The organism is Pseudomonas sp. AC193, from assembly GCF_979258075.1.
Genome location: NZ_OZ409832.1, coordinates 73,419 through 98,259, shown reverse-complemented (window position 1 = coordinate 98,259; position 24,841 = coordinate 73,419). Strand labels below are relative to the sequence as shown.

Annotated in this window: 22 protein-coding genes and 1 pseudogene; 9 read left to right on the top strand and 14 right to left on the bottom strand. The window is 60.5% G+C overall.

What is annotated here, in order from left to right; translation table 11 throughout:
• Nucleotides 1–40 precede the first annotated feature (40 nt).
• Together ypfJ and ACZZ0D_RS00455 are read left to right on the top strand one after the other, a co-directional pair.
• The gene (gene ypfJ, locus ACZZ0D_RS00460; RefSeq protein ID WP_463552214.1) at nucleotides 41–931 is read left to right on the top strand and encodes a KPN_02809 family neutral zinc metallopeptidase; all 891 of its coding nucleotides are present in this window, start codon (nucleotides 41–43) and stop codon (nucleotides 929–931) included.
• Nucleotides 932–1,885, top strand: coding sequence for an alpha/beta hydrolase family protein (locus ACZZ0D_RS00455; RefSeq protein WP_463552213.1), 954 nt, complete (start codon nucleotides 932–934; stop codon nucleotides 1,883–1,885). It abuts the gene before it with no gap.
• A 143-nt stretch (nucleotides 1,886–2,028) separates the two neighbouring features.
• Here ACZZ0D_RS00455 and ACZZ0D_RS00450 read toward each other — a convergent pair whose 3' ends face one another.
• The 3 genes from ACZZ0D_RS00450 to ACZZ0D_RS00440 form a co-directional block, all read right to left on the bottom strand.
• Nucleotides 2,029–2,622: an HAD family hydrolase gene (locus tag ACZZ0D_RS00450; RefSeq protein WP_463552212.1), complete on the bottom strand. Its 594-nt coding sequence runs from the start codon at nucleotides 2,620–2,622 to the stop codon at nucleotides 2,029–2,031.
• Nucleotides 2,619–3,488 (bottom strand): acyl-CoA thioesterase II, encoded by an 870-nt coding sequence (gene tesB / locus ACZZ0D_RS00445; RefSeq protein WP_053124082.1) that lies wholly within the window; start codon nucleotides 3,486–3,488, stop codon nucleotides 2,619–2,621. Before tesB ends, ACZZ0D_RS00450 begins: the two co-directional genes overlap by 4 nt.
• A 105-nt stretch (nucleotides 3,489–3,593) precedes the next feature.
• Complete coding sequence (locus ACZZ0D_RS00440) at nucleotides 3,594–4,163, bottom strand: GNAT family N-acetyltransferase (protein ID WP_053124084.1); 570 nt, start codon at nucleotides 4,161–4,163, stop codon at nucleotides 3,594–3,596.
• Nucleotides 4,164–4,246: 83 nt separating this feature from the next.
• Between ACZZ0D_RS00440 and ACZZ0D_RS00435 the strand changes: the two genes are divergently transcribed.
• Nucleotides 4,247–5,167, top strand: coding sequence for a histone deacetylase family protein (locus ACZZ0D_RS00435; RefSeq protein WP_463552211.1), 921 nt, complete (start codon nucleotides 4,247–4,249; stop codon nucleotides 5,165–5,167).
• A 278-nt stretch (nucleotides 5,168–5,445) separates the two neighbouring features.
• Nucleotides 5,446–6,693, top strand: coding sequence for a TIGR03862 family flavoprotein (locus ACZZ0D_RS00430; RefSeq protein WP_463552210.1), 1,248 nt, complete (start codon nucleotides 5,446–5,448; stop codon nucleotides 6,691–6,693).
• A gap of 86 nt (nucleotides 6,694–6,779) precedes the next feature.
• On the opposite strand, the gene ACZZ0D_RS00425 is transcribed toward ACZZ0D_RS00430, so the two are convergent.
• The 5 genes from ACZZ0D_RS00425 to ACZZ0D_RS00405 all read right to left on the bottom strand — a co-directional run bounded on the left by ACZZ0D_RS00425 (nucleotide 6,780) and on the right by ACZZ0D_RS00405 (nucleotide 11,462).
• Nucleotides 6,780–8,117 (bottom strand): DEAD/DEAH box helicase, encoded by a 1,338-nt coding sequence (locus tag ACZZ0D_RS00425; protein ID WP_007909704.1) that lies wholly within the window; start codon nucleotides 8,115–8,117, stop codon nucleotides 6,780–6,782.
• 52 nt (nucleotides 8,118–8,169) lie between these two features.
• The gene (gene yedA / locus ACZZ0D_RS00420; RefSeq protein WP_212550835.1) at nucleotides 8,170–9,105 is read right to left on the bottom strand and encodes a drug/metabolite exporter YedA; all 936 of its coding nucleotides are present in this window, start codon (nucleotides 9,103–9,105) and stop codon (nucleotides 8,170–8,172) included.
• Between the two features lie 230 nt (nucleotides 9,106–9,335).
• On the bottom strand, nucleotides 9,336–9,941 hold the full coding sequence (locus ACZZ0D_RS00415) for a 3'-5' exonuclease (protein ID WP_401242662.1): 606 nt from the start codon (nucleotides 9,939–9,941) through the stop codon (nucleotides 9,336–9,338).
• Between the two features lie 22 nt (nucleotides 9,942–9,963).
• On the bottom strand, nucleotides 9,964–10,443 hold the full coding sequence (locus ACZZ0D_RS00410; protein WP_007949802.1) for a LabA-like NYN domain-containing protein: 480 nt from the start codon (nucleotides 10,441–10,443) through the stop codon (nucleotides 9,964–9,966).
• Between the two features lie 272 nt (nucleotides 10,444–10,715).
• Nucleotides 10,716–11,462: a DUF2076 domain-containing protein gene (locus ACZZ0D_RS00405; protein ID WP_463552209.1), complete on the bottom strand. Its 747-nt coding sequence runs from the start codon at nucleotides 11,460–11,462 to the stop codon at nucleotides 10,716–10,718.
• 178 nt (nucleotides 11,463–11,640) lie between these two features.
• Here ACZZ0D_RS00405 and ACZZ0D_RS00400 point away from each other — a divergent pair, with 178 nt between their 5' ends.
• Both ACZZ0D_RS00400 and ACZZ0D_RS00395 read left to right on the top strand, forming a co-directional pair.
• Nucleotides 11,641–12,315 carry a YciC family protein gene (locus tag ACZZ0D_RS00400; RefSeq protein WP_212545766.1) on the top strand — a complete coding sequence of 225 codons (675 nt, stop codon included), beginning with the start codon at nucleotides 11,641–11,643 and terminating at the stop codon, nucleotides 12,313–12,315.
• 75 nt (nucleotides 12,316–12,390) lie between these two features.
• Nucleotides 12,391–13,470 carry an endonuclease/exonuclease/phosphatase family protein gene (locus ACZZ0D_RS00395; RefSeq protein WP_463552208.1) on the top strand — a complete coding sequence of 360 codons (1,080 nt, stop codon included), beginning with the start codon at nucleotides 12,391–12,393 and terminating at the stop codon, nucleotides 13,468–13,470.
• A gap of 134 nt (nucleotides 13,471–13,604) precedes the next feature.
• On the opposite strand, the gene ACZZ0D_RS00390 is transcribed toward ACZZ0D_RS00395, so the two are convergent.
• The 4 genes from ACZZ0D_RS00390 to ACZZ0D_RS00375 form a co-directional block, all read right to left on the bottom strand.
• A complete protein-coding gene (locus ACZZ0D_RS00390) occupies nucleotides 13,605–14,441 on the bottom strand; it encodes an ABC transporter ATP-binding protein (RefSeq protein ID WP_463552207.1) in 837 nt (278 codons plus the stop codon).
• The gene (locus ACZZ0D_RS00385) at nucleotides 14,429–15,232 is read right to left on the bottom strand and encodes an ABC transporter permease (RefSeq protein WP_008081110.1); all 804 of its coding nucleotides are present in this window, start codon (nucleotides 15,230–15,232) and stop codon (nucleotides 14,429–14,431) included. The genes ACZZ0D_RS00390 and ACZZ0D_RS00385 overlap by 13 nt, the downstream gene beginning before the upstream one ends.
• A gap of 10 nt (nucleotides 15,233–15,242) precedes the next feature.
• A complete protein-coding gene (locus ACZZ0D_RS00380) occupies nucleotides 15,243–16,229 on the bottom strand; it encodes an ABC transporter substrate-binding protein (protein ID WP_463552206.1) in 987 nt (328 codons plus the stop codon).
• A gap of 500 nt (nucleotides 16,230–16,729) precedes the next feature.
• Nucleotides 16,730–18,220 carry an aldehyde dehydrogenase gene (locus ACZZ0D_RS00375; RefSeq protein ID WP_463552205.1) on the bottom strand — a complete coding sequence of 497 codons (1,491 nt, stop codon included), beginning with the start codon at nucleotides 18,218–18,220 and terminating at the stop codon, nucleotides 16,730–16,732.
• 221 nt (nucleotides 18,221–18,441) lie between these two features.
• Between ACZZ0D_RS00375 and ACZZ0D_RS00370 the strand changes: the two genes are divergently transcribed.
• Complete coding sequence (locus tag ACZZ0D_RS00370) at nucleotides 18,442–19,356, top strand: LysR family transcriptional regulator (RefSeq protein WP_212545762.1); 915 nt, start codon at nucleotides 18,442–18,444, stop codon at nucleotides 19,354–19,356.
• Between the two features lie 21 nt (nucleotides 19,357–19,377).
• On the opposite strand, the gene ACZZ0D_RS00365 is transcribed toward ACZZ0D_RS00370, so the two are convergent.
• Nucleotides 19,378–19,833 (bottom strand): winged helix-turn-helix transcriptional regulator, encoded by a 456-nt coding sequence (locus tag ACZZ0D_RS00365; RefSeq protein WP_053124106.1) that lies wholly within the window; start codon nucleotides 19,831–19,833, stop codon nucleotides 19,378–19,380.
• Between the two features lie 149 nt (nucleotides 19,834–19,982).
• Between ACZZ0D_RS00365 and ACZZ0D_RS00360 the strand changes: the two are divergent.
• Nucleotides 19,983–21,244: pseudogene (locus ACZZ0D_RS00360) on the top strand (MFS transporter).
• Nucleotides 21,245–21,338: 94 nt separating this feature from the next.
• Entirely contained in the window at nucleotides 21,339–22,241 is a 903-nt protein-coding gene (locus tag ACZZ0D_RS00355; protein ID WP_463552204.1) for an EamA family transporter, read from the top strand.
• Here ACZZ0D_RS00355 and hrpB read toward each other — a convergent pair.
• Nucleotides 22,210–24,729 (bottom strand): ATP-dependent helicase HrpB, encoded by a 2,520-nt coding sequence (gene hrpB / locus ACZZ0D_RS00350; protein WP_463552203.1) that lies wholly within the window; start codon nucleotides 24,727–24,729, stop codon nucleotides 22,210–22,212. The genes ACZZ0D_RS00355 and hrpB overlap by 32 nt on opposite strands.
• Between the last annotated feature and the right edge of the window lie 112 nt (nucleotides 24,730–24,841).

Below are 24,841 nucleotides of genomic sequence, written 5' to 3'. Positions count from 1 at the left end.
CCAGCAACACTCATCACCACGTACAACAGAGGATTCCCACATGCTATGGAAAAAAGGCCGACGCAGTGACAACGTCGTCGACGCCCGGGGTGATGATGCAGGCGGTGGCGGTGGCGGCATGCGCTTTGGTGGCGGCAAAGGTCTGAGCCTGGGGGCGATTCTGCTGATCGTCGGGATCGGCTGGATCACCGGGCAGGATCCGATGCAGATCCTCGGCCAGCTCGCCGGGCAATCGAGCCCGCAGACCGCACCGACTTCGCAGACCCGTCAGGCGCCGCCGGCCAACGATGAGCAGGCTGAATTCGTCCGCTCGATCCTCGGTGATACCGAAGACACCTGGGGTTCGATTTTCCAGCAGGCCGGTCGCCAATATAAGGATCCGACCCTGGTGCTGTTCAGCAACCGGGTCAATTCGGCGTGCGGTCTGGCCACCTCCGCCACCGGCCCGTTCTATTGCCCGGCCGACCAGAAGGTCTATCTGGACATGGCGTTCTTCCAGGAAATGTCGCAACGCTTCAAGGCGGCCGGCGATTTCGCTCAGGCCTACGTGATTGCGCACGAAGTCGGACACCATGTGCAGACGCTTCTCGGCGTCTCGGCGAAAATTCAGACAGCGCGCCAGCAAGGTCGGCAGATGGAAGGCGACGGCGGTTTGCTGGTGCGTCAGGAATTGCAGGCCGATTGCCTCGCCGGTGTCTGGGCTTACAACGCGCAAAAACGTCTGAACTGGCTGGAACCGGGCGACATCGAAGAAGCCTTGAACGCGGCTAACGCCATCGGTGATGATCGCCTGCAACAACAGGGTCAGGGCCGTGTGGTGCCGGACTCGTTTACCCACGGCACGTCGGCGCAAAGGGTGCGCTGGTTTAAAACCGGATTCGCGCAGGGCCAGGTCGGCCAGTGCGACACCTTCGCGGCGAAAAACCTGTAAATGCATAAATGGCTTTTGGCGTTACTGATCGTTGGCAGCACCGCGCACGCCGCAGGTGTCGATGCGATCAGCCCCGGTCGCTTGCAACTCAAGGCCGGGGAAATGGCGGTGGGCATTGGCCCGGCGCCGGAAAAAATCGAGCGTGTGCTGATCGTCATTCATGGCCGTTTGCGCAACGCCGAGACCTATCGCAAAAGTGCCGAAAGCGCCGCCGAACTGGCCGGACAGACCGCACACACGCTGGTGATCGCCCCGCAGTTTCTCAATGAAAGCGATGTCGCCCTGTACTCGTTGCCCGCCACGCTGCTGCGTTGGCAAGGCAATGAATGGATGGGCGGCGGCTTATCCACAGGGCCGAATCCGTTGAGTTCCTACGCGGCACTGGATGAAATCGTCGCGCGTATCACCGATCGCAAACAGTTTCCCGACGTGAAGCAGATCGTGATTTTCGGCCACTCCGGCGGCGGCCAGGTGGTGCAGCGCTATGCCCTTCTGGCCAAGGATCAACCGGCGCTGAAGGCCAACGGCATTCGTCTGCGTTATGTGGTGGCGAATCCGTCGTCGTATGCGTATTTCAATGAACAGCGGCCGGCGGCGTTCGATCACGCCAAGTGCCCGGGTTTCAATCGCTGGAAATATGGGCTGGCAGACATGCCGGTGTACGCCGGTGGGCAAACGCCGCTGCAGCTTGAAAGCAGTTACGTCAAACGCGAGGTGATTTATATGCTGGGCCAGCAGGATATTGATCCGCAGCACCCGGCGCTGGACAAGAGTTGCGCGGCGGAAGCGCAGGGTGCGTACCGTCTTGAGCGTGGGAAATCTTACTTCGGCTATTTGCTACGCCGACACCCGGAAGGGATCAATCAGCGGCTGGTTGAAGTGCCGGGGGTTGGGCATAACGGCGATGGGATGCTGACGTCGCCGGAGGGGCAGAAAGCCCTGTTTGAGCCGTGAGTTTTGGGGTGGCGGGTCTGGCCTCTTCGCGAGCAAGCCCGCTCCCACACTAGATCTTCAGTGCACAGAGATTTTGTGCATTACACAGATCCAATGTGGGAGCGAGCTTGCTCGCGAAAGCGTCCTTTCAGACAGCAAAAATCTCAGACCAAAAGCATCCGCCGCAACTCAACACAATCGCGCGCATGCCAATCCGCCAACTCCGGCCACGGGTTATCCGGCAAATTCACCAACACCGTCCGCGCCCCTGCTGCTCTCCCGCAATCCAGATCAAACCGGTAATCACCGACCATCACCATCTCGCTGGCCGGCACGTCCCAGGCGTCTGCCAGTTTCAGCAACCCACCCGGGTGCGGCTTAGGCGGCGCTTCGTCGCGGCCCAAAACGTCTTCGACAGCAAAGCAGTCAGCCAGGCCAATCGCTTCCAGCGTCACATGCGCCAGCTCCCGCGCATTGCGGGTCAGAATGCCGAGGCGATAACCGCGCGCATGCAGATCACGCACCAGCTCAACCGCGCCGGTGGCCGGGGTCGAACCCAGCGCCAGATCGCGTTCATGCTCCAACAACCACGCGTGTTTCGCCGCCGCTTCATCCGCCGGTAGCGCCGCAAGATGCGTGAGGATGTCGTCCTCCGGCGGAATCGCCAGCGCCACGCGAATCGCCGCAAAATCATGCACGGCCACGGTCAGCGTGCCGTCCATGTCGAACACCCAGTGCTTCACCTCTTTCAGGCTCATGCCCAATCCTTGCGATGACGAATCAAGCCTTCCTGCGTCACCGAAGCGACCAGTTGGCCGGCGCGGTTGTACACGCTGCCACGGGAGAAACCACGGGAATTGCCGGCCCACGGGCTGTCCATCGCGTAGAGCAGCCAGTCATCGGCACGCAGATCATTGTGGAACCACAACGCGTGATCGAGGCTGGCGACCTGCATGTCTTTCTGCCAGACCGATTTGCCGTGGGGCAGCATCGAAGTGGTCAGCAGACCGAAGTCGGACGCGTAGGCCAGCAAATATTTGTGCAGCGCCGGAATATCGGCCAACGCACCGTCAGCACGGAACCACACGTACTTCACCGGATCGGCCGGTTGCGGGTTGTACGGGTCTTTTTCGGTGACCGGGCGCACTTCGATCGGTTTCGGGCACAGCAGCTTTTCACGCATGTGCTCGGGGATCAGTTGCGCACGTTGCTGGAACAATTCCAGTTCCGACGGCAAATTTTCCGGGCCGACCACAACCGGCATCTGGCTCTGGTGTTGAAAACCTTCTTCGTCGTACTGAAACGACGCGCTGCAGGTGAAAATCGGATGGCCCTTCTGGATCGCGGTCACCCGGCGCGTACTGAAACTGCCGCCGTCACGCACGCGATCAACCGAATACACCACCGGCAACTTGGCGTCGCCCGGACGCAGGAAATAACCGTGCATCGAATGCACGTGACGCGCTTCTTCAACCGTCTGACTGGCCGCCGACAACGACTGACCGAGCACCTGACCACCGAACAACTGACGGAAACCCAAGTCCTGGCTGCGGCCACGGAAGAGGTTTTCTTCGATCGGTTCCAGGGTCAGCAGGTCGACCAGATCTTCCAACACTTGGCTCATTCAGACTCTCCTCACACAAAGCAATGCCGTGCAGTCTTGGCTGCGACGGTCGATTCAGGTTCTGGCGCGAGCCACTATCGCGCCATTGTAAACGTCTGTGTCTGCTTATCCATGCAAGGTTTCCAGCCACTGCTCCCGCGTGATGCGGTACAGCACGTGGCGGCGCAGCGGATGATCGACGGCGAGCTTGGGGTGATCGAAATCATCGTCAGGGGCGTGATGCATGCCAATCGCCTGCATGACTTTCTCCGACGGCAGATTGATTTGCGCGGTGAACGAGACGATTTCTTTCAGGGCCATCCGGTCAAAGCCGCAGCGCAGAGCCGTCCACGCCGCTTCGCTGGCATAGCCCAGCCCCCAATGTTCCTTGGCCAGACGCCAGCCGATTTCCACCGCCGGAGTAAACGGCGCGTCGAAACCGACCACGCCGAGCCCGGTGAAACCGATAAATTCGCCACTGTCCTTGCGCTCTAGCGCCCACAAGCCGAAACCGTGTTCGGCAAAATGCCCGCGAATCCGCCCGATCAGCGAGGCGCTTTCCAGTCGGCTCAACGCTGCCGGAAAATAACGCATGACTTGAGGATCGGCACACATCGCCGCAAATGCCGGCAAATCTTCGTCCTGCCACTGGCGCATCAACAAGCGTGCGCTTTGCAGTTCCAGTATCGGCTCCATCGTGCCCCTCCGTTTCCATGCCGCAAGTCTACATCGCTGGTAGGATCCTTCACTCTTTCCGACATTTCCTACATGAATACGCCATGCCACTGCCGCTGATCTACCACGAAGACTACAGCCCCGAGTTTCCGGCGGATCACCGCTTTCCGATGGACAAGTTTCGTTTGCTGCGCGATCACCTGGTCGACAGCGGGCTGACCCGCGATGCCGATCTGCTGCGCCCGGACATCTGCCCCAACGATATCCTCGCCCTCGCCCATGACCGTGCGTATATCGAACGCTACATGAGCGGCGAGTTGTCCCGCGAAGACCAACGGCGTCTCGGCCTGCCGTGGAACGACGCCTTGGCGCGACGCACGGTGCGCGCGGTTGGCGGTTCGATTCTGGCGGCGGAAAAGGCCTTGGAGCATGGTTTGGCTTGTCATCTGGCTGGCGGCACGCATCACGCGCACTACGATTACCCGGCGGGTTTCTGCATCTTCAATGACCTGGCGATCATCAGCCATTACCTGCTGCAAAGTGGCCGGGTGAATCGCGTGCTGATCTTCGATTGCGACGTGCATCAGGGCGACGGCACGGCACGGATTCTTCACGACACGCCGGAGGCGATTACCGTTTCCCTGCACTGCGAGAAGAATTTTCCTGCACGCAAAGCGGAAAGTGACTGGGACATACCGCTGCCGAAAGGCATGGGCGATGCCGACTATTTGAAAGTGGTCGATGACACGCTCAACTATTTGCTGCCGCTGTATCAACCGGATCTGGTGCTGTACGACGCCGGTGTCGATGTGCACAAGGACGACGCCCTCGGTTATTTGCAACTGACCGACGCAGGCGTCGCCGCCCGTGATGAAAGTGTGATGCGCCATTGCCTGGGTCGCGACATTCCGGTGATGGGCGTGATTGGTGGCGGCTACAGCAAGGATCGCCACGCCCTCGCCCGCCGCCACGGCATCCTCCATCACAGCGCGCAACGAGTCTGGCAGTCACACGGTTGTCATTGAGCTGTGCTGCGTTACCCACAATCGCTGTGGAACTGCCTGTGGATAACCTGCGTGAAAGGGCCTACAGGCCATACCGCCCAAGGCCTACAGCGCACTGATCATTTTTCAACCAACATTCTGAGCCAACACTATCCTGTAGGAGTGAGCCTGCTCGCGATAGCGTCAGCACCTTCAACATTAACTTGGCTGACACACCGCTATCGCGAGCAGGCTCACTCCTACAAAAGAGCTGCGCTGTTAGAATGCGCGCCTTATCCCGCCATACCGCAGCGCACGCCATGACCCAGAATTCCGCCTCCTCCCCCGCTCACGTCGCCATCATCGGCGGTGGCCCCGCCGGCCTGATGGCCGCCGAAGTGCTGAGCCAGGCCGGAATCCGCGTCGATCTTTACGACGGCATGCCCTCGGTGGGCCGCAAATTCCTGCTCGCCGGCGTCGGCGGCATGAACATTACCCACTCCGAAGCCTACCCGGCGTTCCTCTCGCGCTACGCCGAACGCGCACCGCAAATCGCCCCGCTGCTGCGCAACTTCGACGCCGACGCGTTGTGCACATGGATTCACGATCTGGGCATCGAAACCTTTATCGGCAGTTCCGGCCGCGTGTTCCCCACCGACATGAAAGCCGCGCCACTACTTCGCGCCTGGCTCAAACGCCTGCGCGACAGCGGCGTGGTTATCCACACCCGCCATCGCTGGCTCGGTTGGGATGAACACGGCGCACTGCGCATCGACAGCCCCGAAGGCGAAATCACCGTCAACCCCGACGCTACCCTGCTCGCCCTCGGCGGCGGCAGCTGGTCGCGCCTCGGTTCCGACGGTGCATGGATGCTGGCGCTGGAGCAACGCGGTGTAGGACTTGCGCCGTTGCAGCCGAGTAATTGTGGCTTTGAGGTGCAGGCCTGGAGCGAATTGATGGTCAGCAAATTCGCCGGCGCGCCGTTGAAAAATATCGCCATTGGTTTGAACGACGACATTCCGCGCTTGGGCGAATGCGTGATCACTGCGACCGGGATTGAGGGCAGTTTGATTTACGCGCTGTCGGCGCCGATTCGTGAGGCGATCAATCAATACGGCGCGGCGGTTATCCACATCGATCTGCTGCCCGGCCGGCCTGTGGATAAATTGCAGGCGGCGTTGAGCAAACCACGCGGTTCGCGCTCGATGGCCAAGCATCTGCACAGTCAGGTCGGAATTGATGGGGTGAAAGCGGCGTTGCTGCGGGAGCTGACGGATGCGGCGACTTTCGCTGATCCGGCGTTGTTGGCGCGGGCGATCAAGGCGTTGCCGCTGACGCTGGTGAAAACGCGGCCGTTGGACGAAGCGATCAGCAGTGCGGGCGGCGTGACGTTTGAGGCGATGGATGAGCGTTTGATGCTCAAGGCGTTGCCGGGGGTTTTCTGCGCGGGGGAGATGCTCGATTGGGAAGCGCCAACGGGTGGGTATTTGCTGACAGGGTGTTTTGCCAGCGGGCGAGCGGCAGGGTTGGGGATACTGCAATGGCTCAAACACCCCCTACCTCTGTAGGAGCTGACGAGTGAAACGAGGCTGCGATCTTTTGATCTTCAAAAGCAAGATCAAAAGATCGCAGCGTGCCGCAGCTCCTACAGGAGCTACGGTTTACGCTTACGCGGCCCAGTGTTAAACACCGGCACCTTACGCACAGGCTTGACCGAAGGCTCCGGCGCCTGCGTCTCGCCGCTGTCCACCCACTTGCCCAGATTACGCTTGCCGCCACCGCCAGAAGCTTTCGGCTTCTTCGGTTTTTTCGGCTTCTTGATCACCTGACCGCTGGCATCGGTGTCCGGCACGCGGTGCTCAGGTTCGAAATCCGGCTCGTTCTGACGCTTCAAGGTCTGGCGCGTGAGCATTTCAATCGCCGACAACATGTTCACTTCATCCGCGCACACCAGCGAGATCGCCTCACCGGTCGCACCTGCACGGCCAGTCCGGCCAATACGGTGGATGTAATCCTCAGCCACAATTGGCAGATCGAAATTGATCACCAATGGCAAATCTTCAATATCCAGACCCCGCGCAGCAACGTCGGTCGCGACCAGAATCTGCACTTCACTGAGCTTGAACCGATCCAGTGCACGCTGACGGGTCGCCTGCGGCTTGTCGCCGTGGATACCGTCGGCGTTCACACCGAGGCCCTGAAGTTTTTCCACCAGCGCATCAACGCCGTTGCGGGTCTTGGCGAACACCAGCACCTGCTTCCACTTGTTCTTGCGCATCAGGTGCACGAACAGTTCGGCCTTGCGCTTCTTGTCGACCGTGACGATCCACTGCTTGACGGTGTTGGCGGCGACATTGCGCGGGCTGACTTCAACGGTCAGCGGATCGTCGAGCATCTGCCCGGCGAGCAGGCGGATGTCGTCGGAGAAGGTCGCGGAGAACAGCAGCGTCTGACGCTTCTTCGGCAGTGCGCGGTAGATGTTCGACAGTTCTTCGGAGAAGCCTAGGTCGAGCATGCGATCGGCTTCGTCGAGCACCAGGGTTTGCAGCTGATTGAATTTCAGCGCCTTCTGACGGAACAGGTCGAGCAGACGGCCCGGCGTCGCCACCAGCAGGTCAACACCGCCGCGCAGCTTCATCATTTGCGGATTGATGCTGACGCCGCCGTACACCGCGTACGTGCGCAGCGGCAGGTTTTCGGCGTACTGGCGCACGGCTTCGTGAACCTGCTCGGCCAGCTCGCGGGTCGGCACCAGAATCAGTGCGCGCACCGAGTTGGCGGCGACTTTCGGCCCTTCCATGGCCAGCAACTGCAGCAGTGGCAAGGCGAAACCGGCGGTTTTGCCGGTGCCGGTCTGGGCCGCTGCCATCAGGTCACGACCGGCCAGCACGGCCGGAATGGCTTGCGCCTGAACCGGCGTCGGGGTCTGGTAGCCGAGCTTCTCGAGGGAGCGCAGCAAGGGTTCGATCAGGCCAAGGGTGGCGAAAGTCATGGAAGTACCGTAGGAAAAAATAACGCAGGCATGCAATGCCGCGCAGTTTACCCTAATTCGTACGCGTTTCTGTGGGAACGGCTGTCGGCGCCACGACTGGCGGCTGCACCGGACGACGCCACTGCGGCAGACCAATCAGCACCACGGCGCTGATGATCACCAGCATCGCCAGCGCTTCTTCGATGCCGATGGTCTCGCCGACAAACACGATCCCGAGCAACACCGCCACCGCAGGGTTGACGTAGGCATAACTGGTCGCCGCCGCCGGACGCACGTGCTTGAGCAGGTACATATAAGAATTGAAGGCGATGATCGAGCCGAAGAAAATCAAGTACGCCAGCGCCAGCCAGCCTTCCATCGGCGGCACGGCTTGCAGGCGTTCACCGGTCATCGCGCTACCGATCAGCAGCACCACGCCGCCGACCAACATCTCCACTGCACTGGCCATCGCGCCCTGCGGCAACGGCAAATGTCTGCTCCACACCGAACCGAACGCCCAGGTCGCCGCCGCAAAAATCAGCAACGCCGCGCCCAGCGGACTCGATTGCAGGTTGGAGCCCATGTTGAGCATGGCGATGCCGATAATCCCCAACGCGACCCCGGCCCATTCCAGACGCGTATTGCGTGCGCCCCAGAAATAACCAAACAGCAACGTGAACAACGGCACCGTCGCCACCGCCAATGCCGCCACGCCCGAAGCCACACCGGTGTGTTCGGCCACACTCACCGCGCCGTTACCAAAACTGAGCAACAAAATCCCGATGATCCCCGCCGCTTTCCACTGCGCCCACGTCGGCGCCGGCGCCCCACGCCAACGCAGGAACGCGTACATCAACGTGCCCGCAATCACGAAGCGCACACCACCGAGCATCAACGGCGGCCAGTATTCAACGCCGATGCGGATCACCAGATAGGTCGATCCCCAAATCACGTACAGCGCAAAAAAAGCGGCGATCAACGGTAGGGAAAAACGGCGCAGGGCGGACATGAGCAGCTCGACAGTCAGAGTCTTGGGATTGGATATTCTAGAAAGGCTGGCGGGCAAAAATAAGTTACAAAACCAGCGAAACACGCCAGTACACTTTTCAGAAGCCGACACCGAATAAATGTGGGAGCGGGCTTGCTCGCGAATGCGGTGGGTCAGTCACAAAAAAGTTAATGACACACCGCATTCGCGAGCAAGCCCGCTCCCACAGGGGTTGCGTGTTGGGCTGGGGGTTAGCGATAGCGCAGCAGGTGTTCGCTGACTTTCGCGGCGGGGACTTTCTGCAGTTTGCACAGTAGGTCGTGCGATAGCTCGCGCACGCCATGCTTGCCGCGCAATTCTTCAGCCAGATGGGCCATCAGGTTGGCCGCCATCTCGGCATCGGCCATGGCCCGGTGAGCCTGGCCCGTGTGCGGCAGGCGCGCGAAGGTGGTGAGCGTGCCGAGCTTGTGATTCGGCGCTGCCGGCATCAAGCGTCGGGCCAGCAGTAACGAGCAGGCAAAATTCTGCAACCGCGTGCGCTTGATTCGCCCCAGTTCGAAGTCCCAGAACTTCTGGTCAAACGAGGCGTTGTGCGCCACCAGCGGCGTGCAGCCGACAAACTCGTTGACCTCGTTCATCACCTGCTCAGCCGGCGGTGCGGTGCGCAGCATGGCGTTGCTGATGCCGGTCAGTTGTTCGATAAACGCGGGGACGCGTACTCCGGCGTTCATCAGGCTCTGGTAACGCTCGACGATGCGGCCGTTTTCCAGCATGACCACGGCGATTTCCGTGGCGCGACAGCTGCTGTTCGGCGAGAGGCCGGTGGTTTCAAAGTCGATGACTGCAATGCGTTCCAAACCGGGTTCAACTCCGTTCAAATCAATTCTTGAGCAACAGTGCGCCTTCGATCGGCACGTAACGGCTGGCGGCGCGGATCAGCGAATTGGCGGTCAGGCCGGGCACACCATAGGCGACCGCTTGCACGCCGTGTTTGCTGATGATGCGTTCGAGCAGCATGTCGAAATCGCCGTCACCCGAGGCCAGGACGATTTCGTCGACGTGGTCGGCGGCGTCCATGATGTCGAGGGTGATGCCGACGTCCCAGTCGCCTTTGGCCGAGCCGTCGCTGCGCTGGATGTAAGGCTTGAGCTTCACGGTGAAGCCGAGGTTGCGCAGGATCTGCTGGAACTGCTGTTGTTTGCTGTCGCCACGGTCGATCGCGTAGGCATAGGCCTCGACGATCTGCCCGTCCTTGCTGATATCGGCCCACAGCGCGGCATAGTTGAAATGGCAACCATAGGCCTGACGCACGGTGTAGTAGAGGTTCTGCACGTCGGCGAACACTGCGATTTTTTTCACCGGAGTTCCTGTGGGCGCGCAAGCGCACGAAGCGGGATCAGGCGCGGGGCCCGAAAAAGGCGCTCAGTATGCCAGCCAAGAGGAAGGTTCAGCGAATAATCACCGGCAGGCGCCGAGGTGCTACTGACGAGTGGTGAATGTGGTGAGGGGATTTTTCCCCGATGGGCTGTGGAGCAGTCCCAAAAACTGGGGCCGCTCCGCTGCCCAACGGGGCGGTGCGACGTTTCGCTAAATCCCCTCGCCACAGAGTTAGCGTGAAGTTTAGAGATGGGTCAGACGAAGGAATCGTCATCATCGAAGAACGATGAGCTGTCGTCGTTGCTGTAGTCGGTGTCGGTGAATCCGCCCTGATCGTTGCCGGCCATGCGCTGATCATCGCCCCAGCCGTTGTTGCTCTGGTCGGCCACCTGCGCCGGCTCTTCCTTGATCACTTCAACGATTTCTTCCGGCTGCTGGTTGTGATGGAACAAGCTGCTGATGCCTTGCGCCAGCATCACGCCACCCGCCACACCGGCGGCGGTTTTCATGGCGCCGCCGAGGAAGCTGCTGCCGGCCGCCGGCGCCGCTTGTTGCGCGTAGTTTGGTGGTGGTGCACCGACATTCTGTTGTGGCGCGGGCGCCGCATAATTCTGCTGCGGTGCCGGTTCGCGCCAGCCGCCAGTCGACGATGGGGCTGCACTCTGGGTCGGCGCCGGACGCGGGCTGCCACCAAAGATACTCGACAGAAAACCACCGCCACCGCTCGAAGCAGGCGCAGCACTCTGCGCCTTGGCCGATTGCAATTCAGCCTGCAAACGCTGGACTTGCTGGGTCAGTTGCTTGTTCTGCTCATCAAGGCTCTTCAGCGCAGCCTCTTGCACCAGAATCGCCTGGGTCATGAAATAACCTGCCGCCGGTTGGCGTGTCAGGTGATCCTTGATCCGCGTCTCGGCCTGGGCGTCGCGCGGGGCTGCCTCCGTTTCGGCCTGTTGCAGCCGGGAAAACAGTCCATCGATCAGGGTTTGCTCTTCGCTGTTCATGGCGACCTCGTAGATTGCCGGGGATAACGTTGCCCTCGTCCACGGTGGACAAGGTGCTCTCCTGTAATGGAGACAGTGACAGGATGTTTCAACGACCTTTACCGAATGTTTACGTTTGTGTCGCCCCGCGCCGCATCGGTTAAAGTGAGCCACTGTTTTCGACCTGCGATACCGACTGATGAATGCCTTCGAAGTGCTGCGCGACTCCCTGTATTTCTTCAAACGCCATTTGGCCAGCATCGTGCAGCTGTGCCTGCCGTTGGTGATCTTCGAAGCGCTGCTGCAACAAGTGGTCGATCACAACACCGACCCGGACAGTTTCTCCTCGGTCAGCGTGGTCGTCGGCCTGCTGGTGTATCCGCTGTACACCGCAGCCCTGATTTTGTTTCTCGATGCGCGCACCCGTGGCGAGTCGCCGCGCACCCTGGATCTGCTAGCGATGTCGGCGCGTCTGTGGCCGCGTTTCGCCCTGCTCACGGCACTCAACACCTTGCTGATCCTGCTCGGCCTGTCGCTGTATTTCCTGCCGGGCCTGATGTTGATGGTGATGCTCGCGTTCGGCGAGTACCTGCTGGTGCTGCGCGGCCTCGGCCCGTTGCAGGCGATGAAGGAAAGTCTGCGCCTGACCCGTGGGCATTTCTGGCGGATTCTGTTGTGCATTCTCTGTGTCATGACACCGCTGTGGCTGCTCAAAGGCGCGACGCTGGCGGTGTATCCGGAGCCGCAGAACCCGGCGATCGCCGTGTTGATCGACAGCGCTCACAGCTTCCTGCAACTGTTCACCAGTGTGGTCTTGTTCCGGCTTTTCATGCTGATCAGCGAATCGCCTGACAAAAGTGACAGAGCGGTCTGACACGGCAGCCCTTGGGCTTCGCGCCTGCCGTCAGGTATGCTCGGGGCCACTTTCTGTAACGCTATAAGCCGAGCCATGACCCGCCTACTGCGCTACACCGTTGCGCTTGCCCTGCTCGCCCTCGTCCTTGTCGGCGGGCTGATCTACAGCTTGACCTGGCGCCCCGACGCCCGCGAAACCTTGCCGGTCAGTTGCACCGGAACGCCGCCGACGCTGGTGCCGGGCCAGGCCCTGAAAGTCATGACCTGGAATGTGCAATACCTGGCCGGCAAGCGTTACGTGTTCTGGAATGATCTGGCGCAAGGCAACGATGAAGCGCCGACCACGGAAGACATGGCCTTCAGCCTCGACGAAGTGGCGCGGGTGATCCGCGACGAACAGCCCGATGTGGTGCTGTTGCAGGAACTCGATGACGGCGCCAAGGCCAGCGACTACCAGAACCAGCTCAAGCTGTTGCAGGAGCGCGTTTCCGATCTGTACCCGTGCAGCGCCCATGCCTTTGACTGGAAGGCCGATTTCGTCCCCGATCCGCACATCTTTGGCAGCGTTGGCCGGCAACTGGCAACCCTCAGCCGCTACCGCATCGAACACGCCGAACGCCTGCAACTGCCGGTGGCCCCGGCCAATTTCATCAGCCGTCAGTTTCAACCGAAAGATGCCTTGCTCGCGACCAAACTGCCGCTCAGCGATGGCGGGCAACTGACGGTGTTCAACACCCATCTGGAACGCGCCAGCCAACCGGACGACACCTTGCAGGCGCAGGTGACAGCGATGACCAAGGTGCTCGACAAGTACGAAAGTCAGGGTTTGCCGTGGGTCATCGGCGGCGACTTCAATCTGTTGCCGCTCGGACAATACCGGCGCCTGCCCGCCGAACAACGCACGCCCTACTCCGCCGACAGCGAACTGCATCTGCTGTGGGACAAGTACCCGATGATCCCGAATAACAATGAAGCCAGCGGCATCGACCGCGCGCAGTGGCTGACCCACTACCCCAACGACCCCGGCCTGAGTGGCCCGGATCGCACGGTCGATTACCTGTTCTACAGCCCGAAAATCAAACGGGTGGAAGCGACGGTGCGGCAGGACGATACGTTGCGCATCTCCGACCACCTGCCAGTAATCGCCCGCTTCCTGCTCCCTGCCACTCCATAAATCATTGGCACACTACAGATCCCTGTGGGAGCGGGCTTGCTCGCGAAGACGGTGGATCAGTCACACAAAAGTTGAATGACACACCGCATTCGCGAGCAAGCCCGCTCCCACAGGGGGACGTGTTGAATTGGTGATCAATGCACTTCTTCGAGGTCGTCATGCAGCAACCCGAAGATCTGCCGTTTCATGTCGATAAACGAGCGCTCCATCACCATGTCCAGTGAACGCGGGCGTTCGATCGGCACGTCGAGAATCTGTTTGATCCGCCCCGGTTTCGCGCCCATCACATAGACCCGGTCGCCGAGCAAAATCGCCTCATCGATGTCATGGGTGACGAACAACACAGTCTTCTTCGTGTTGCCCCAGACCCGCAGCAACAACTGCTGCATCTGCAAGCGCGTCTGGCTGTCCAGCGCACCAAACGGTTCATCCATCAACAGAATCTGCGGATCATTGGCCAGTGCACGGGCAATCGCCACGCGCTGCATCATCCCGCCTGACAGCTGTTTGGCGTAGTTGTCGGCGAACCCGGCGAGACCGACTTCGTTGACGTAGTAATCAACAATCTCCTTGCGCCGCGCCGCCGGCATGCCGCGACGTTTCAACCCGAACTCGACGTTCTGCCGCACCGTCAGCCACGGGAACAGCGTGTAACTCTGAAAGACCATCCCACGATCGGCGCCTGGCCCCTGCACTTGCTGGCCGCCAACATAGATTTCGCCGGAGGTCGGTTCGGCCAGGCCTGCGGTCAAATACAGCAGGCTGGATTTACCGCAACCCGATGGCCCGACCAGCACCGCAAACTGCTGATCCGGCACTTCGAACGAGACCTCTTCCAGCGCGCTAAATGTGCCGCCGTCGGGCTTCTTGTAACGCAGGCTGACCTTGTCCACCTGCAAACGCGGCGCGGCTTGCGCAGGGGTGGCAACGGGTTCGATAAAACGATGATTGGCAGCAGTCACTGAGCCCATGCGGCAACCCTCAGTCGGAGAAAACGGAACAGTTGATCGGTGACCAGACCGAGCAGGCCGATGATCGCGATGGCGAGGAAAATCACGTCCACCTGAAAACCGCGCATGGCTTTCAGGCTCAAGTAACCCAAACCGCTGGACGCAGCGACCAGTTCAGCCACCACCAGATACGTCCAGGCCCAACCCATGGTCACGCGCAAAGTGTCGAGCACACCCGGCACCGAGGCCGGGGCGATCACATGCAACACCGCATCGCGGCGGCTGGAGCCCAAGGTGTAGGACGCGTTGATCAGATCCTTGGAAATGCCCTTCGACACATCAGCGATCATCACCAGTTGCTGAAAGAACACGCCGAAAATAATCACCGAAACCCGCTGCTCCAGACCGATGCCGATCCACAAAATAAACAGCGGCACAAACGAGGTCACCGGCAGGTAACGAATGAAGTTCACCAGCGGCTCAAGGAATGCCTGAACGATACGGAAGCTGCCCATCAGCAACCCCAACGGCACCGCCACCAACGACGACACGATGAAGCCGACCATCACCACTTCGACACTCGCCCACACATGTGTGCCGAGCGTGCCGTCGCGGCTCAGGCGCACGGCGGCTTCAACCACCGCGCCCGGTGTCGGCAAAAACATTCCCGGCACGATGCCGCCATAAGAAAGTCCGGCCCATAGACCGACCAACAACACCCAGGCCAGAGCGCTGGCGCTCCACACCACTTGCACCGGCAATGCGGTTTTCGGCGTGAGGCTGCGGCTCAGCCACGAATTGCGCTTGAACATTGCAGGCCTCCTAGAGCGGGGTGACGAAGCGGTTGTCGACCAGCTCGTCGTTGCTGACGTTGTACGGTTTGCCCTGCAATTCGCTGGCGGTTTCGTTGGCCAGTTTGATCAGCGGCGCGCTGTCGCCCGGTTTGCCCGGTGAGCCGAGCAGTTTCTCGCTCATCGCCTGATCGTAGAAACGCACGCCTTGCGCAGCGGCGGCCAGTTCCTTCGGATCGGAGAGGTAGCCGCCGACGCCTTTGGCCATGATTTTGTAGGCGTCCTCCGGATGATCCTTGGTGTATTGCACGGCTTTGTACAAACCGGCGACCAGCGCCTTGACGTCTTCCGGTTGCTTGTCGATCACGCTGCAATTGAGCGCGACCACATCGACGATCACGCCGGGGGTGCTGCTGCTGTCGATCAGCACCTTGCCCTGCTGCTTGTCGCGCACCATCGACAGGTGCGGTTCCCAGGTCACGGCGGCGGGCACGCGACCGGCGATGAACGCGGTGGCGGCATCGTCAGCGGTCATGTTCTGCACGGTGATGTCGCTCATGCTCATGCCGTTCTTTTTCAGCAGGTACGAGAGCCAGAACTGCGAGGTCGAACCTTCGTTGACCGCCACGGATTTGCCCTTGAGTTCTTGCAGGCTCTTCACGTCTTTGCCGACCAGCACGCCGTCGCCGCCATGGCTGTCATCCAGTGCCGCGACCGCTTTGAAGCAAAACTGCGGACGGTACTTGAGCACTTCATCGATGGTCGACGCCGAACCGGACAATTGCCCGGACGCTTGCGCGGCCATGTACATCGACGCCTCTTCGACCACTGGCAATTCGACGGTCAACCCGTTCTCCTTGAAGTAGCCCAGATCCTGAGCCAGATAAAGCGTGCCGTAACCGACCCACGTGGTATGGCCGATGGACAGGGTGCCGGCCTGCGCACTGGTTGCGACCGTAGCGGCAAGGGCGGTGATTGCCAGAGGGTGAGTGAGACGGAGACACAAGGACTTGATCATGGAGCACTCCCGACGCTGTTGATTTAGTTTTGTCATGGGCAGTACGGTCGCCGGCCGTTGTGCAGTTGCCACCGTTGGTCTCTCGCGGACGCTTGGGCAGACAACATTCGGCTGGCGGGCAAGATCGATGGTGGCCCATGTGCGCGGTGAGGAAAATCAGGAAATTGTTGGCTGCAAATGATGAAAAAACTGGGTAGTGCGCACTGCCAAGGGGCGGTGTTGGCGGGGATGCTCAAAGGGGGTGCAGATCGGGGATTTTCGGTGGCTGACCCACCGCATTCGCGAGCAGACTCGCTCCCACAATGATCTCGAGCGAACCCTGGATTTGTAGACGCCACTGAACCTGTAGGAGTGAGCCTGCTCGCGATGGCGGGGTGTCAGACACAGATGTATTAACTGAAAGACAGCTATCGCGAGCAGGCTCACTCCTACAGGGGATCTTCGGTGTGACATAGATCCCGTGTGGGAGCGAGCCTGCTCGCGAAGGGGTCGACTCGGTATCAGCGCAACTGAAACCAGGTGGTTTTCAGTTGGGTGTACTTATCGAAGGAATGCGGCGACAAATCGCGACCAAACCCCGACTGTTTACCGCCGCCAAACGGCACCGTCACATCCAGCGCATCAACGGTATTCACCGACACCGTGCCCGCGCGCAACTGCCGCGCCACGCGATGTGCGCGGTTGAGGTCATCCGTCCACAACGAAGCAGCCAATCCGTAAACACTGTCATTGGCCAAGCGCAGCGCCTCTTCCTCAGTGTCAAACGGCACCACCGCCAACACCGGGCCAAACACCTCTTCACGAAACAGCGGCATATCCGCCGTCACACCGGTAAAAATCGTCGGCTCAATAAAATTGTCCGACCCGTTAAACCGCCGCTGCTGCCCGCCACAAATCCGCGTCGCCCCAGACTGCTCGGCACTGCGAATAAAACCCATAATGCTCGCCGTCTGCTTGCTATCGACAATCGCCCCCGCGCTGCTCTGCGGATCCAGCGGATCGCCCGGCAACCAACGTTCAGCCTGCGCTTTCAGCCGTTCAACAAACTCATCATGAATCGAACGCTCCACCAGCAACCGCGAGTTGGCCGAGCAGACTTCGCCCTGATTGAAGAAGATCCCGAACGCGGCTTTTTCCGCCGCCAGATCGAGATCCTGGCAATCGGCGAACACCAGATTGGCGCTCTTGCCGCCGCACTCCAGCCACACCTGCTTGAGGTTCGACTGCGCGGAATATTCCATGAAATATTTGCCGACCTGGGTCGAGCCGGTGAACACCAGACAATCGACGTCCGCGTGCAAACCCAACGCCCTGCCAGTCTGCTCGCCAAGACCCGGCAACACGTTGAGCACACCCGCCGGCAACCCTGCTTCCAGCGCCAGCTCACCCAGACGCAACGCCGAAAACGGCGACTGCTCCGCCGGTTTTAAGATCACCGAATTACCCGCCGCCAACGCCGGGGCGAGTTTCCACGCGGCCATGTCCAACGGGAAATTCCACGGCACTACCGCCGCAACCACACCGAGCGCCTCGCGAGTAATCGTTGCCAATACATTCGGCCCACTGGGCGCGACTTGGTCGTAGAGCTTGTCGATGGCTTCGGCGTACCAACGGAACACCCCGGCGGCGCCCGGCACGTCGATGTTGTAGGCGTCCATCACCGGTTTGCCCATGTTCAGCGAGTCGAGCAAGGCCAGTTCTTCGCGATGGGTCATCAGCAAATCCGCCAAGCGCAGCAACACTTGCTTGCGCTCGGCAGGCGGGCGTTGCGACCAGGTGCCCGCCTCAAACACTTGCCGCGCATTGCGCACGGCTGCGTCGACATCCTCCTCGCCACACGCAGCAACATTCGCCAGGCACTGCCCGGTCGCCGGATTGATTGCGGCGAAGGTCTGCCCCGACTGCGCGGCGCAATGTTGGCCGTCGATCACGGCTTGATCGGGAAAATTCAACGCAACGGCACGGCGCTGCCACTCTGCAAGCTCGAACACGACGGATGCTCCTGAGACGTTATTGTGAATCGATGGTCGCTCAGGCCCGTGCGGGCTAAAAATAGTAAAAATATCTTCGCAGGCAATAAAAACACTGGGCAATGACTTCCCCCAATCGCTGCGCAGGTGGCTATGGTTGAAGGATAAAAACATCGTCGCGCCATGGACGTGGCGGCGCACAAATTGCTTTGAAGTCGAGTCCGCTCGTCCTGAGGTTTGCCGTGGCCGCCTACAATTTGCGTCAGTTGAAATACTTCATCACCACCGTCGAATGCGGCAGCGTTGCCGAAGCCTCGCGCAAGCTGTACATCGCGCAACCGGCGATTTCCACCGCGATCAAAGGTCTGGAAGACAGCTTCGGCGTGCAACTGCTGATCCGTCATCACGCCCAAGGCGTGTCACTGACGCCCAGCGGCGCGCGGTTTTTCCGCAAGGCACAAGAACTGCTGCGCATGGCCAAGGAGTTCGAACAGAACGCACTGGCCGACAACGACATTGTCGCGGGACAAATCGATATCGGCTGCTTCGAAACCGTCGCGCCGCTGTACCTGCCGCAATTGATCGCCGGGTTTTCCGCACTGTATCCGGGAGTGAAAATCCGCATTCGTGATGGTGAGCAGCAAGAGCTGGTGCAAGGTCTGACCGCCGGTGCGTTTGATCTGGCCATCCTCTACGAACACGACCTCGATGCGACTATTCAGACCGAGCCGTTGATGCCGGCGCAACGGCCTTACGCGCTGCTGCCCGCCGACCACCGCTTCGCCGAATACAAACAGGTTTCGCTGAGGGATTTATGCCTGGAACCGATGATTTTACTGGATGTACAACCGAGTCGAACCTACTTCGTCAGCCTGTTTGAAGAGTTGGGTCTGACGCCGCGCATCGAATTCAGCTCGCCGTCGATCGAGATGGTGCGCGGGATGGTCGGTCAGGGGTTTGGTTTTTCGATTCTGGTGACCAAACCTCACTCCGAATGCACCTACGATGGCAAGAAAGTGGTGTGCGTGGAGATTGCCGAGGACGTCACCGGGTCGGGTCTGGTGGCCGCGTGGCTCAAGCGTGGGCAACTGACTAAACCGGCGCAGTTGTTTGCCGATTATTGCCGCGAACACCTGACGGCCAAAGCCGCGGGCTGAAGCCCCAAGCCCGCGCGGACTTCAAGTGCGGCGCTTGACTACGCGACGGTGGCAATCCGCCGGGCTCAGCACCTTGCCCGCCCTGGAACGCACAGCAATGGTCTCGACCGGCTCCGCGTGATCATTGTCCAGAAGCACTGAATAGCTCTCGCCCTTGCTGAACAAGTAACGCTCCCCCCACTGACGCATGCTGATCACGATGGGAAACACCGCACGCCCCATCTCGGTCAGCACGTATTCCTTGTAGGCCGTGCCGTCGGAAGCGGGCTGGATGTCGAACACACCCAGCTCGACCAGCCTCTTGAGTTTCACCGTGAGGATGTTCTTCGCCAGGCCCAGACGCTTCTGGAATTCACTGAAGCGACGCACATCATCAAACGCGTCACGGATGATCATCAACACCCAGCGATCGCCGATAGCCTCAAGCGTGCGGGCCACAGGACATTCGCTTTGTGCCAGTAGCTGCTGTCTGGCCATGTTTCTCCAATTTAAGGGAAGTGCGTTGCAAAAGAGTTCTAACGTCAGACAAAAATATTTTGAAAAACTAGTTGTAGATTAAAACCAGTTTTGCTAAAAATCAACGCATCGGTTTCGTTTAGAAACCAGTTATTCCCAAGGATGGAATGATGTCGCTGAACCCTCAAAAGCCTTCGAAGATGGACGTCGAAGCCGAAAACACGGGCGCCGGAGCCGCCGCTTGCGCGCCTTTACAGAGTCCAGATCGTGCCGGTTTAAGTCGTTACCAGACATTTCTCTTCGCCATTACCTGCGCCATGGCCGTGGCCAACGTCTACTTCGCTCAACCGTTGCTGGAGTCGATGGCTGCCAGCCTTTCGGTCGCTCCGAGCACGATTGGTATCGTGGTCACAGCGACACAGGCTGGTTACGCAGTGGGTCTGTTGTTCATCGTGCCGCTGGGCGACTTGCTCAACCGAAAAGGCCTGATCCTCACGCAGATGTTGCTGAGTGCCGTGGCGCTGTGTGCGGTCGGGCTGGCTCAGGACTGGGGCATGCTGCTCGGCGCGATGGTGCTGGTCGGTTTGATGGCGGTTGTGGTGCAAGTGGTGGTCGCCTACACCGCGACTCTCGCCAGCCCGGATCAACGTGGTCAGGCCATCGGCACCGTGACCAGCGGTGTGGTGCTGGGCATTCTGCTCGCGCGCTTCGTTTCTGGCGCAGTAGCTGACCTCGCCGGCTGGCGCGGCGTCTACTTCGTGTCGGCGGCCTTGATGGTCGGCATGGCGCTGGTGCTGTATCGAACGATGCCGGCCTCGACCACGCCGCCCACCAAAGGCAGCTACTGGCGCCTGCTCGGCTCGGTGTTCCAGTTATATCTCAGCGAACCCACGCTGCGCGTCCGCGGCACGTTTGCTCTGCTGATCTTCGCCGCCTTCAGCGTGTTGTGACCGCCATGGTCTTGCCACTGAGCGCGCCGCCATTGTCACTTTCACACACGCAGATCGGTCTGTTCGGTCTGGCCGGCGTGGCGGGTGCGCTGGCGGCGGCACGCGCCGGACGTCTGGCCGACCAGGGTCTGGGCAATCGCACCACCGGCATTGCCCTGGCACTGTTGACGCTGTCCTGGTTGCCGACTGCATTTGTTGAAAGCTCGTTGCTCGCCATGGTGGTCGGTGTGGTGCTGCTGGACTTCGCCGTGCAAGCGGTACACGTGACCAACCAGAGCCTGATTTTTGCCGCACGGCCCGACGCGCAAAGCCGTCTGGTGGGCGCCTATATGTGTTTCTACTCGGTGGGCAGTGGTGCCGGTGCAATTGCAGCCACTTACACCTATGCGCATTGGGGCTGGGTGGCTGTTTGTATATTAGGTGCAACTTTCAGCGGCATTGCTTTGCTCTACTGGATGTACCTGACGCTGAGCTCTCGATAACCATTCCATCGTCACCAGCAAGAGTTGGCCATCAGCCGACATCGCCCAATCTGCTGACCCGCTGTTCACCCACCACTATCAAGGCAGATCATTCATGAGACCACTGCACGTCGTATTGGCTGTACTGATTACGGCAATCTGGGGCGTCAATTTCTCGGTGATCAAGCTGGGACTGACCACCGTAGATCCCTTCACCCTCGCGGGGATTCGCTTCAGCCTTTGTGCGTTACCGGCGATCTTTTTCATCCGCAAACCGAATGTGCCGTGGCGCTACATCATCGGTTACGGACTGGTGTTCGGCATCGGCCTGTGGGGCATCGTCAACCTCGGTATCAAGGCCGGGCTGTCGGCGGGGATTGCTTCGCTGATCCTGCAATTCAGCGCCTTCTTCACTCTCCTCCTCGGTGGTTGGGTGTTCAAGGAAGCGCTGACGCGTTTTCAGGTGCTGGGCATGCTGATCGCGCTCGGCGGTTTGCTGTGCATCATCCTGATCAGCGACGGCTCGGTGAGTCTGCCCGGCGTGCTGCTAGTACTGCTGGGTGCCGTGTCGTGGAGCATCGCCAATATCATCAACAAAAAGGCCAGCACCAAGGAGGTTTTTGCTTTCCTCGTCTGGTTCAGCGCCTTCGCGCCGATTCCGTTATTCGCCCTCGACTACGCGGTTAACGGCAGCGCCGGCTACACCACGTTCGTCAGTCAGGTTGATACGACCGCTGTGCTGTCGATCCTGTTTCAGGTTTACCCCAACACGCTATTCGCCTACTGGATCTGGAACTCGTTGCTCAAGACTTATCCGGTATCGACCGTCGCGCCGCTGTCGTTGCTGGTACCCATCTTCGGCATGCTCGGTTCGGTGGCGATCTTTCACGAAAGCGTGCCGGCGAGCAAAGTCCTCGCAGTGGTTCTGATCGTGCTCGGCCTGGCCGTCGGCCTCTATGGGCAGCGTATTTTCAATGCCATACGGACTAAGTACCGCGCGGCTTCGCCCGCGCAGTAGCCTCCGCCACCAACGGATCATCCGGCCAGTAATGCTTCGGATACCGCCCCTTCAAATCCTTCTTCACCTCGGCATAAGTGCTGCGCCAGAAGTTGGCGAGATCCTGCGTCACCTGCACCGGACGTCTTGCTGGCGACAGCAGATGCAACTTGACCACCTGGCGCCCGCCGGCGATCCGTGGCGTATCGGCGAGCCCGAACAACTCCTGCAAACGCACCGCAAGAATTGGCGGAGACTCGCTGTAGTCCAGCCGAATCGACGACCCCGACGGCACGCTCAGATGATGCGGCGCCAGCTCGTCAAGCTTCTGCGGCAGCGGCCACGGCAGCAGATTACGCACGATGCTCGACAGATCCAGATTGGCAAAATGGCTGAGCCGCGAGACCTTGCCCAGATAAGGCATCAGCCAATCTTCGAGGGTGTTGAGCAAGGTTGCATCGCTGACGTCCGGCCACTGACTGTCGTTCTGATTAGTCAGATCAAGTTGCCGCAACAGCGCCACTCGCGCCTGCCACTGACGCAGCTCCGGCGTCCACGGCAGCAGCTCCAGACCTTTGCGTCGCACCAGATTCACCAGCGCCTGACTGCGCGCATTTTCGTCGAGACCGGTCAGCGGTTCACGGCTGAGAATCAGCTCGCCGACCTTGCGCTGACGCTCGGCGCGCAGCACGCCTTCGCGCTCGTCCCAGTCGAGTTGATCGACGTTGCGCACTTGTTCGGCGAGCACGGAATCGAACAGCGCCGGATCAAAATCCGCTGCCAGATAAATACGTTCTTCACGCTGGCCCTGCCGGCTGCCGAGGTCGGCGATGACGATCCACGGTTCTTTCATCAGGCTGTCGGCTTCCGCAAACAGCGCCGCACGACCATTGGCCAGACGATATTCGGCGCCACCGGCACGCCGTTGTTGCGCGACGCGATCGGGATAGGCCAGCGCCAGCAACGCACCGAGCCAGCGTGGATGATCGGGATCGCTGACCGGCTCACTCGCCTTGCCACGCAGATATCCACGATATTGCCGCGCCAGTTGCCGGGCACGCTGCACACCGCCCTGCGCACCACGCGCAGCGCGTTCTTCGCCGGACAGCAACACCAGACGACTGTGCAAATCCGCGCCGGCACCGCGCAAGATATCGCGCTCGCCGAGCAACGCGGCGACATCGCACGCCATGTTCGCCAGCCCCAATGCCTGACCGCGCAACAACAAATGACCGATGCGCGGATGCGCCGGTAACTCAGCCATGGCCTGACCGTGGGTCGTCAGCGCCTCGCCTTCCAGCGCGCCGAGCCGCTGCAACAAATCCTGCGCCTGTGCATAAGCTGCCGCTGGCGGAACGTCGAGCCACACCAGTTCGCCCGGCGTCACGCCCCAACGTCCCAGTTGCAGCGCGAGGCTGGCGAGATCCGCCGAAAGAATTTCCGCACTGCCATAAGCGGCGAACTGTTCGTGCTGATCCTGCGACCACAAGCGATAACAAACGCCCGGTTCCAGACGCCCTGCCCGGCCCGCACGCTGAGTGGCGCTGGCCTTGGAAATCCGCTGAGTGTCGAGCCGGGTCATGCCGCTGCCCGGATCGAAACGCGGCACCCGCGCCAGCCCGGCATCGATCACCACGCGCACGCCGTTGATGGTCAGACTCGTTTCGGCAATGTTGGTCGCCAGCACCACTTTGCGCTGACCGGGCGGCGCCGGATCGATCGCCGCGCGTTGCGCATTGAGGTCGAGTTCGCCATGCAACGGGCAGAGCAACACATCGCTGCGCTCACCCATCGCGTCGACCAATTGTTGATGCACGCGACGGATTTCCGCCTGCCCTGGCAGGAACACCAAGACACTGCCGGTTTCATCGTGCAGCGCTTCGAGCACGGTTTGCGTAACGCGCTGATCAATGTATTCGCCGGGCTGAAACGGCCGGCCCCAGCGCATCGTCACCGGGTACATGCGGCCTTCGCTGCGCAGGATCGGCGCGTCATCGAGCAACCCGGCCAGGCGCTCGCCTTCGAGGGTGGCCGACATCAGCAGAATCTTCAGCGGCTGTTCAGCTCGAAATAGCTCGCGACCGTTCAGACTCAAGGCCAGCGCCAGGTCGGCATCAAGACTGCGTTCGTGGAATTCGTCGAAGATCAGCAGGCCGACGCCTTCCAGCGCAGGATCATCTTGCAAACGCCGGGTGAGAATGCCTTCGGTGACCACTTCGATACGCGTATTGGGGCCAACCTTGCTGTCGAGACGAATGCGATAACCGACGGTTTCCCCGACCTTCTCGCCCAACTCGCTGGCCAGCCGTTCTGCGGCTGCACGCGCGGCGAGGCGGCGCGGTTCGAGCATCAGAATGGTCTGCCCGGCCAGCCACGCTTCATTGAGCAACGCCAACGGCACGCGGGTGGTTTTACCGGCGCCGGGCGGTGCTTGGAGCACGGCTTCATGGCGAGTCGCCAAGGCTTCACGCAGGGCGGGTAAAACTTCATCAATCGGCAAAGAATTCATGCTGGCTCACCAGGGCGTGCCCACAGTAAATTGCGAGTCGCGTTAAAGCTGTGAGCGTGCCAGGCAAGGCGCGGGACGCAGGTAAGGGTCGTTTCCTTGCCAAGTCTCGCAA

Excerpts from the sequence above, each read along its gene's own strand:
- ACZZ0D_RS00395 (WP_463552208.1), top strand. The coding sequence starts at position 12,391 with ATGACCCGCCTACTGCGCTACACCGTTGCGCTTGCCCTGCTCGCCCTC.
- ACZZ0D_RS00430 (WP_463552210.1), top strand. The coding sequence starts at position 5,446 with ATGACCCAGAATTCCGCCTCCTCCCCCGCTCACGTCGCCATCATCGGC.
- ACZZ0D_RS00380 (WP_463552206.1), bottom strand. The coding sequence starts at position 16,229 with ATGATCAAGTCCTTGTGTCTCCGTCTCACTCACCCTCTGGCAATCACC.
- yedA (WP_212550835.1), bottom strand. The coding sequence starts at position 9,105 with ATGTCCGCCCTGCGCCGTTTTTCCCTACCGTTGATCGCCGCTTTTTTT.
- ACZZ0D_RS00400 (WP_212545766.1), top strand. The coding sequence starts at position 11,641 with ATGAATGCCTTCGAAGTGCTGCGCGACTCCCTGTATTTCTTCAAACGC.
- ACZZ0D_RS00390 (WP_463552207.1), bottom strand. The coding sequence starts at position 14,441 with ATGGGCTCAGTGACTGCTGCCAATCATCGTTTTATCGAACCCGTTGCC.
- ACZZ0D_RS00405 (WP_463552209.1), bottom strand. The coding sequence starts at position 11,462 with ATGAACAGCGAAGAGCAAACCCTGATCGATGGACTGTTTTCCCGGCTG.
- ACZZ0D_RS00385 (WP_008081110.1), bottom strand. The coding sequence starts at position 15,232 with ATGTTCAAGCGCAATTCGTGGCTGAGCCGCAGCCTCACGCCGAAAACC.
- ypfJ (WP_463552214.1), top strand. The coding sequence starts at position 41 with ATGCTATGGAAAAAAGGCCGACGCAGTGACAACGTCGTCGACGCCCGG.
- tesB (WP_053124082.1), bottom strand. The coding sequence starts at position 3,488 with ATGAGCCAAGTGTTGGAAGATCTGGTCGACCTGCTGACCCTGGAACCG.
- ACZZ0D_RS00450 (WP_463552212.1), bottom strand. The coding sequence starts at position 2,622 with ATGAGCCTGAAAGAGGTGAAGCACTGGGTGTTCGACATGGACGGCACG.
- hrpB (WP_463552203.1), bottom strand. The coding sequence starts at position 24,729 with ATGAATTCTTTGCCGATTGATGAAGTTTTACCCGCCCTGCGTGAAGCC.
- ACZZ0D_RS00435 (WP_463552211.1), top strand. The coding sequence starts at position 4,247 with ATGCCACTGCCGCTGATCTACCACGAAGACTACAGCCCCGAGTTTCCG.
- ACZZ0D_RS00355 (WP_463552204.1), top strand. The coding sequence starts at position 21,339 with ATGAGACCACTGCACGTCGTATTGGCTGTACTGATTACGGCAATCTGG.
- ACZZ0D_RS00425 (WP_007909704.1), bottom strand. The coding sequence starts at position 8,117 with ATGACTTTCGCCACCCTTGGCCTGATCGAACCCTTGCTGCGCTCCCTC.
- ACZZ0D_RS00365 (WP_053124106.1), bottom strand. The coding sequence starts at position 19,833 with ATGGCCAGACAGCAGCTACTGGCACAAAGCGAATGTCCTGTGGCCCGC.
- ACZZ0D_RS00440 (WP_053124084.1), bottom strand. The coding sequence starts at position 4,163 with ATGGAGCCGATACTGGAACTGCAAAGCGCACGCTTGTTGATGCGCCAG.
- ACZZ0D_RS00455 (WP_463552213.1), top strand. The coding sequence starts at position 932 with ATGCATAAATGGCTTTTGGCGTTACTGATCGTTGGCAGCACCGCGCAC.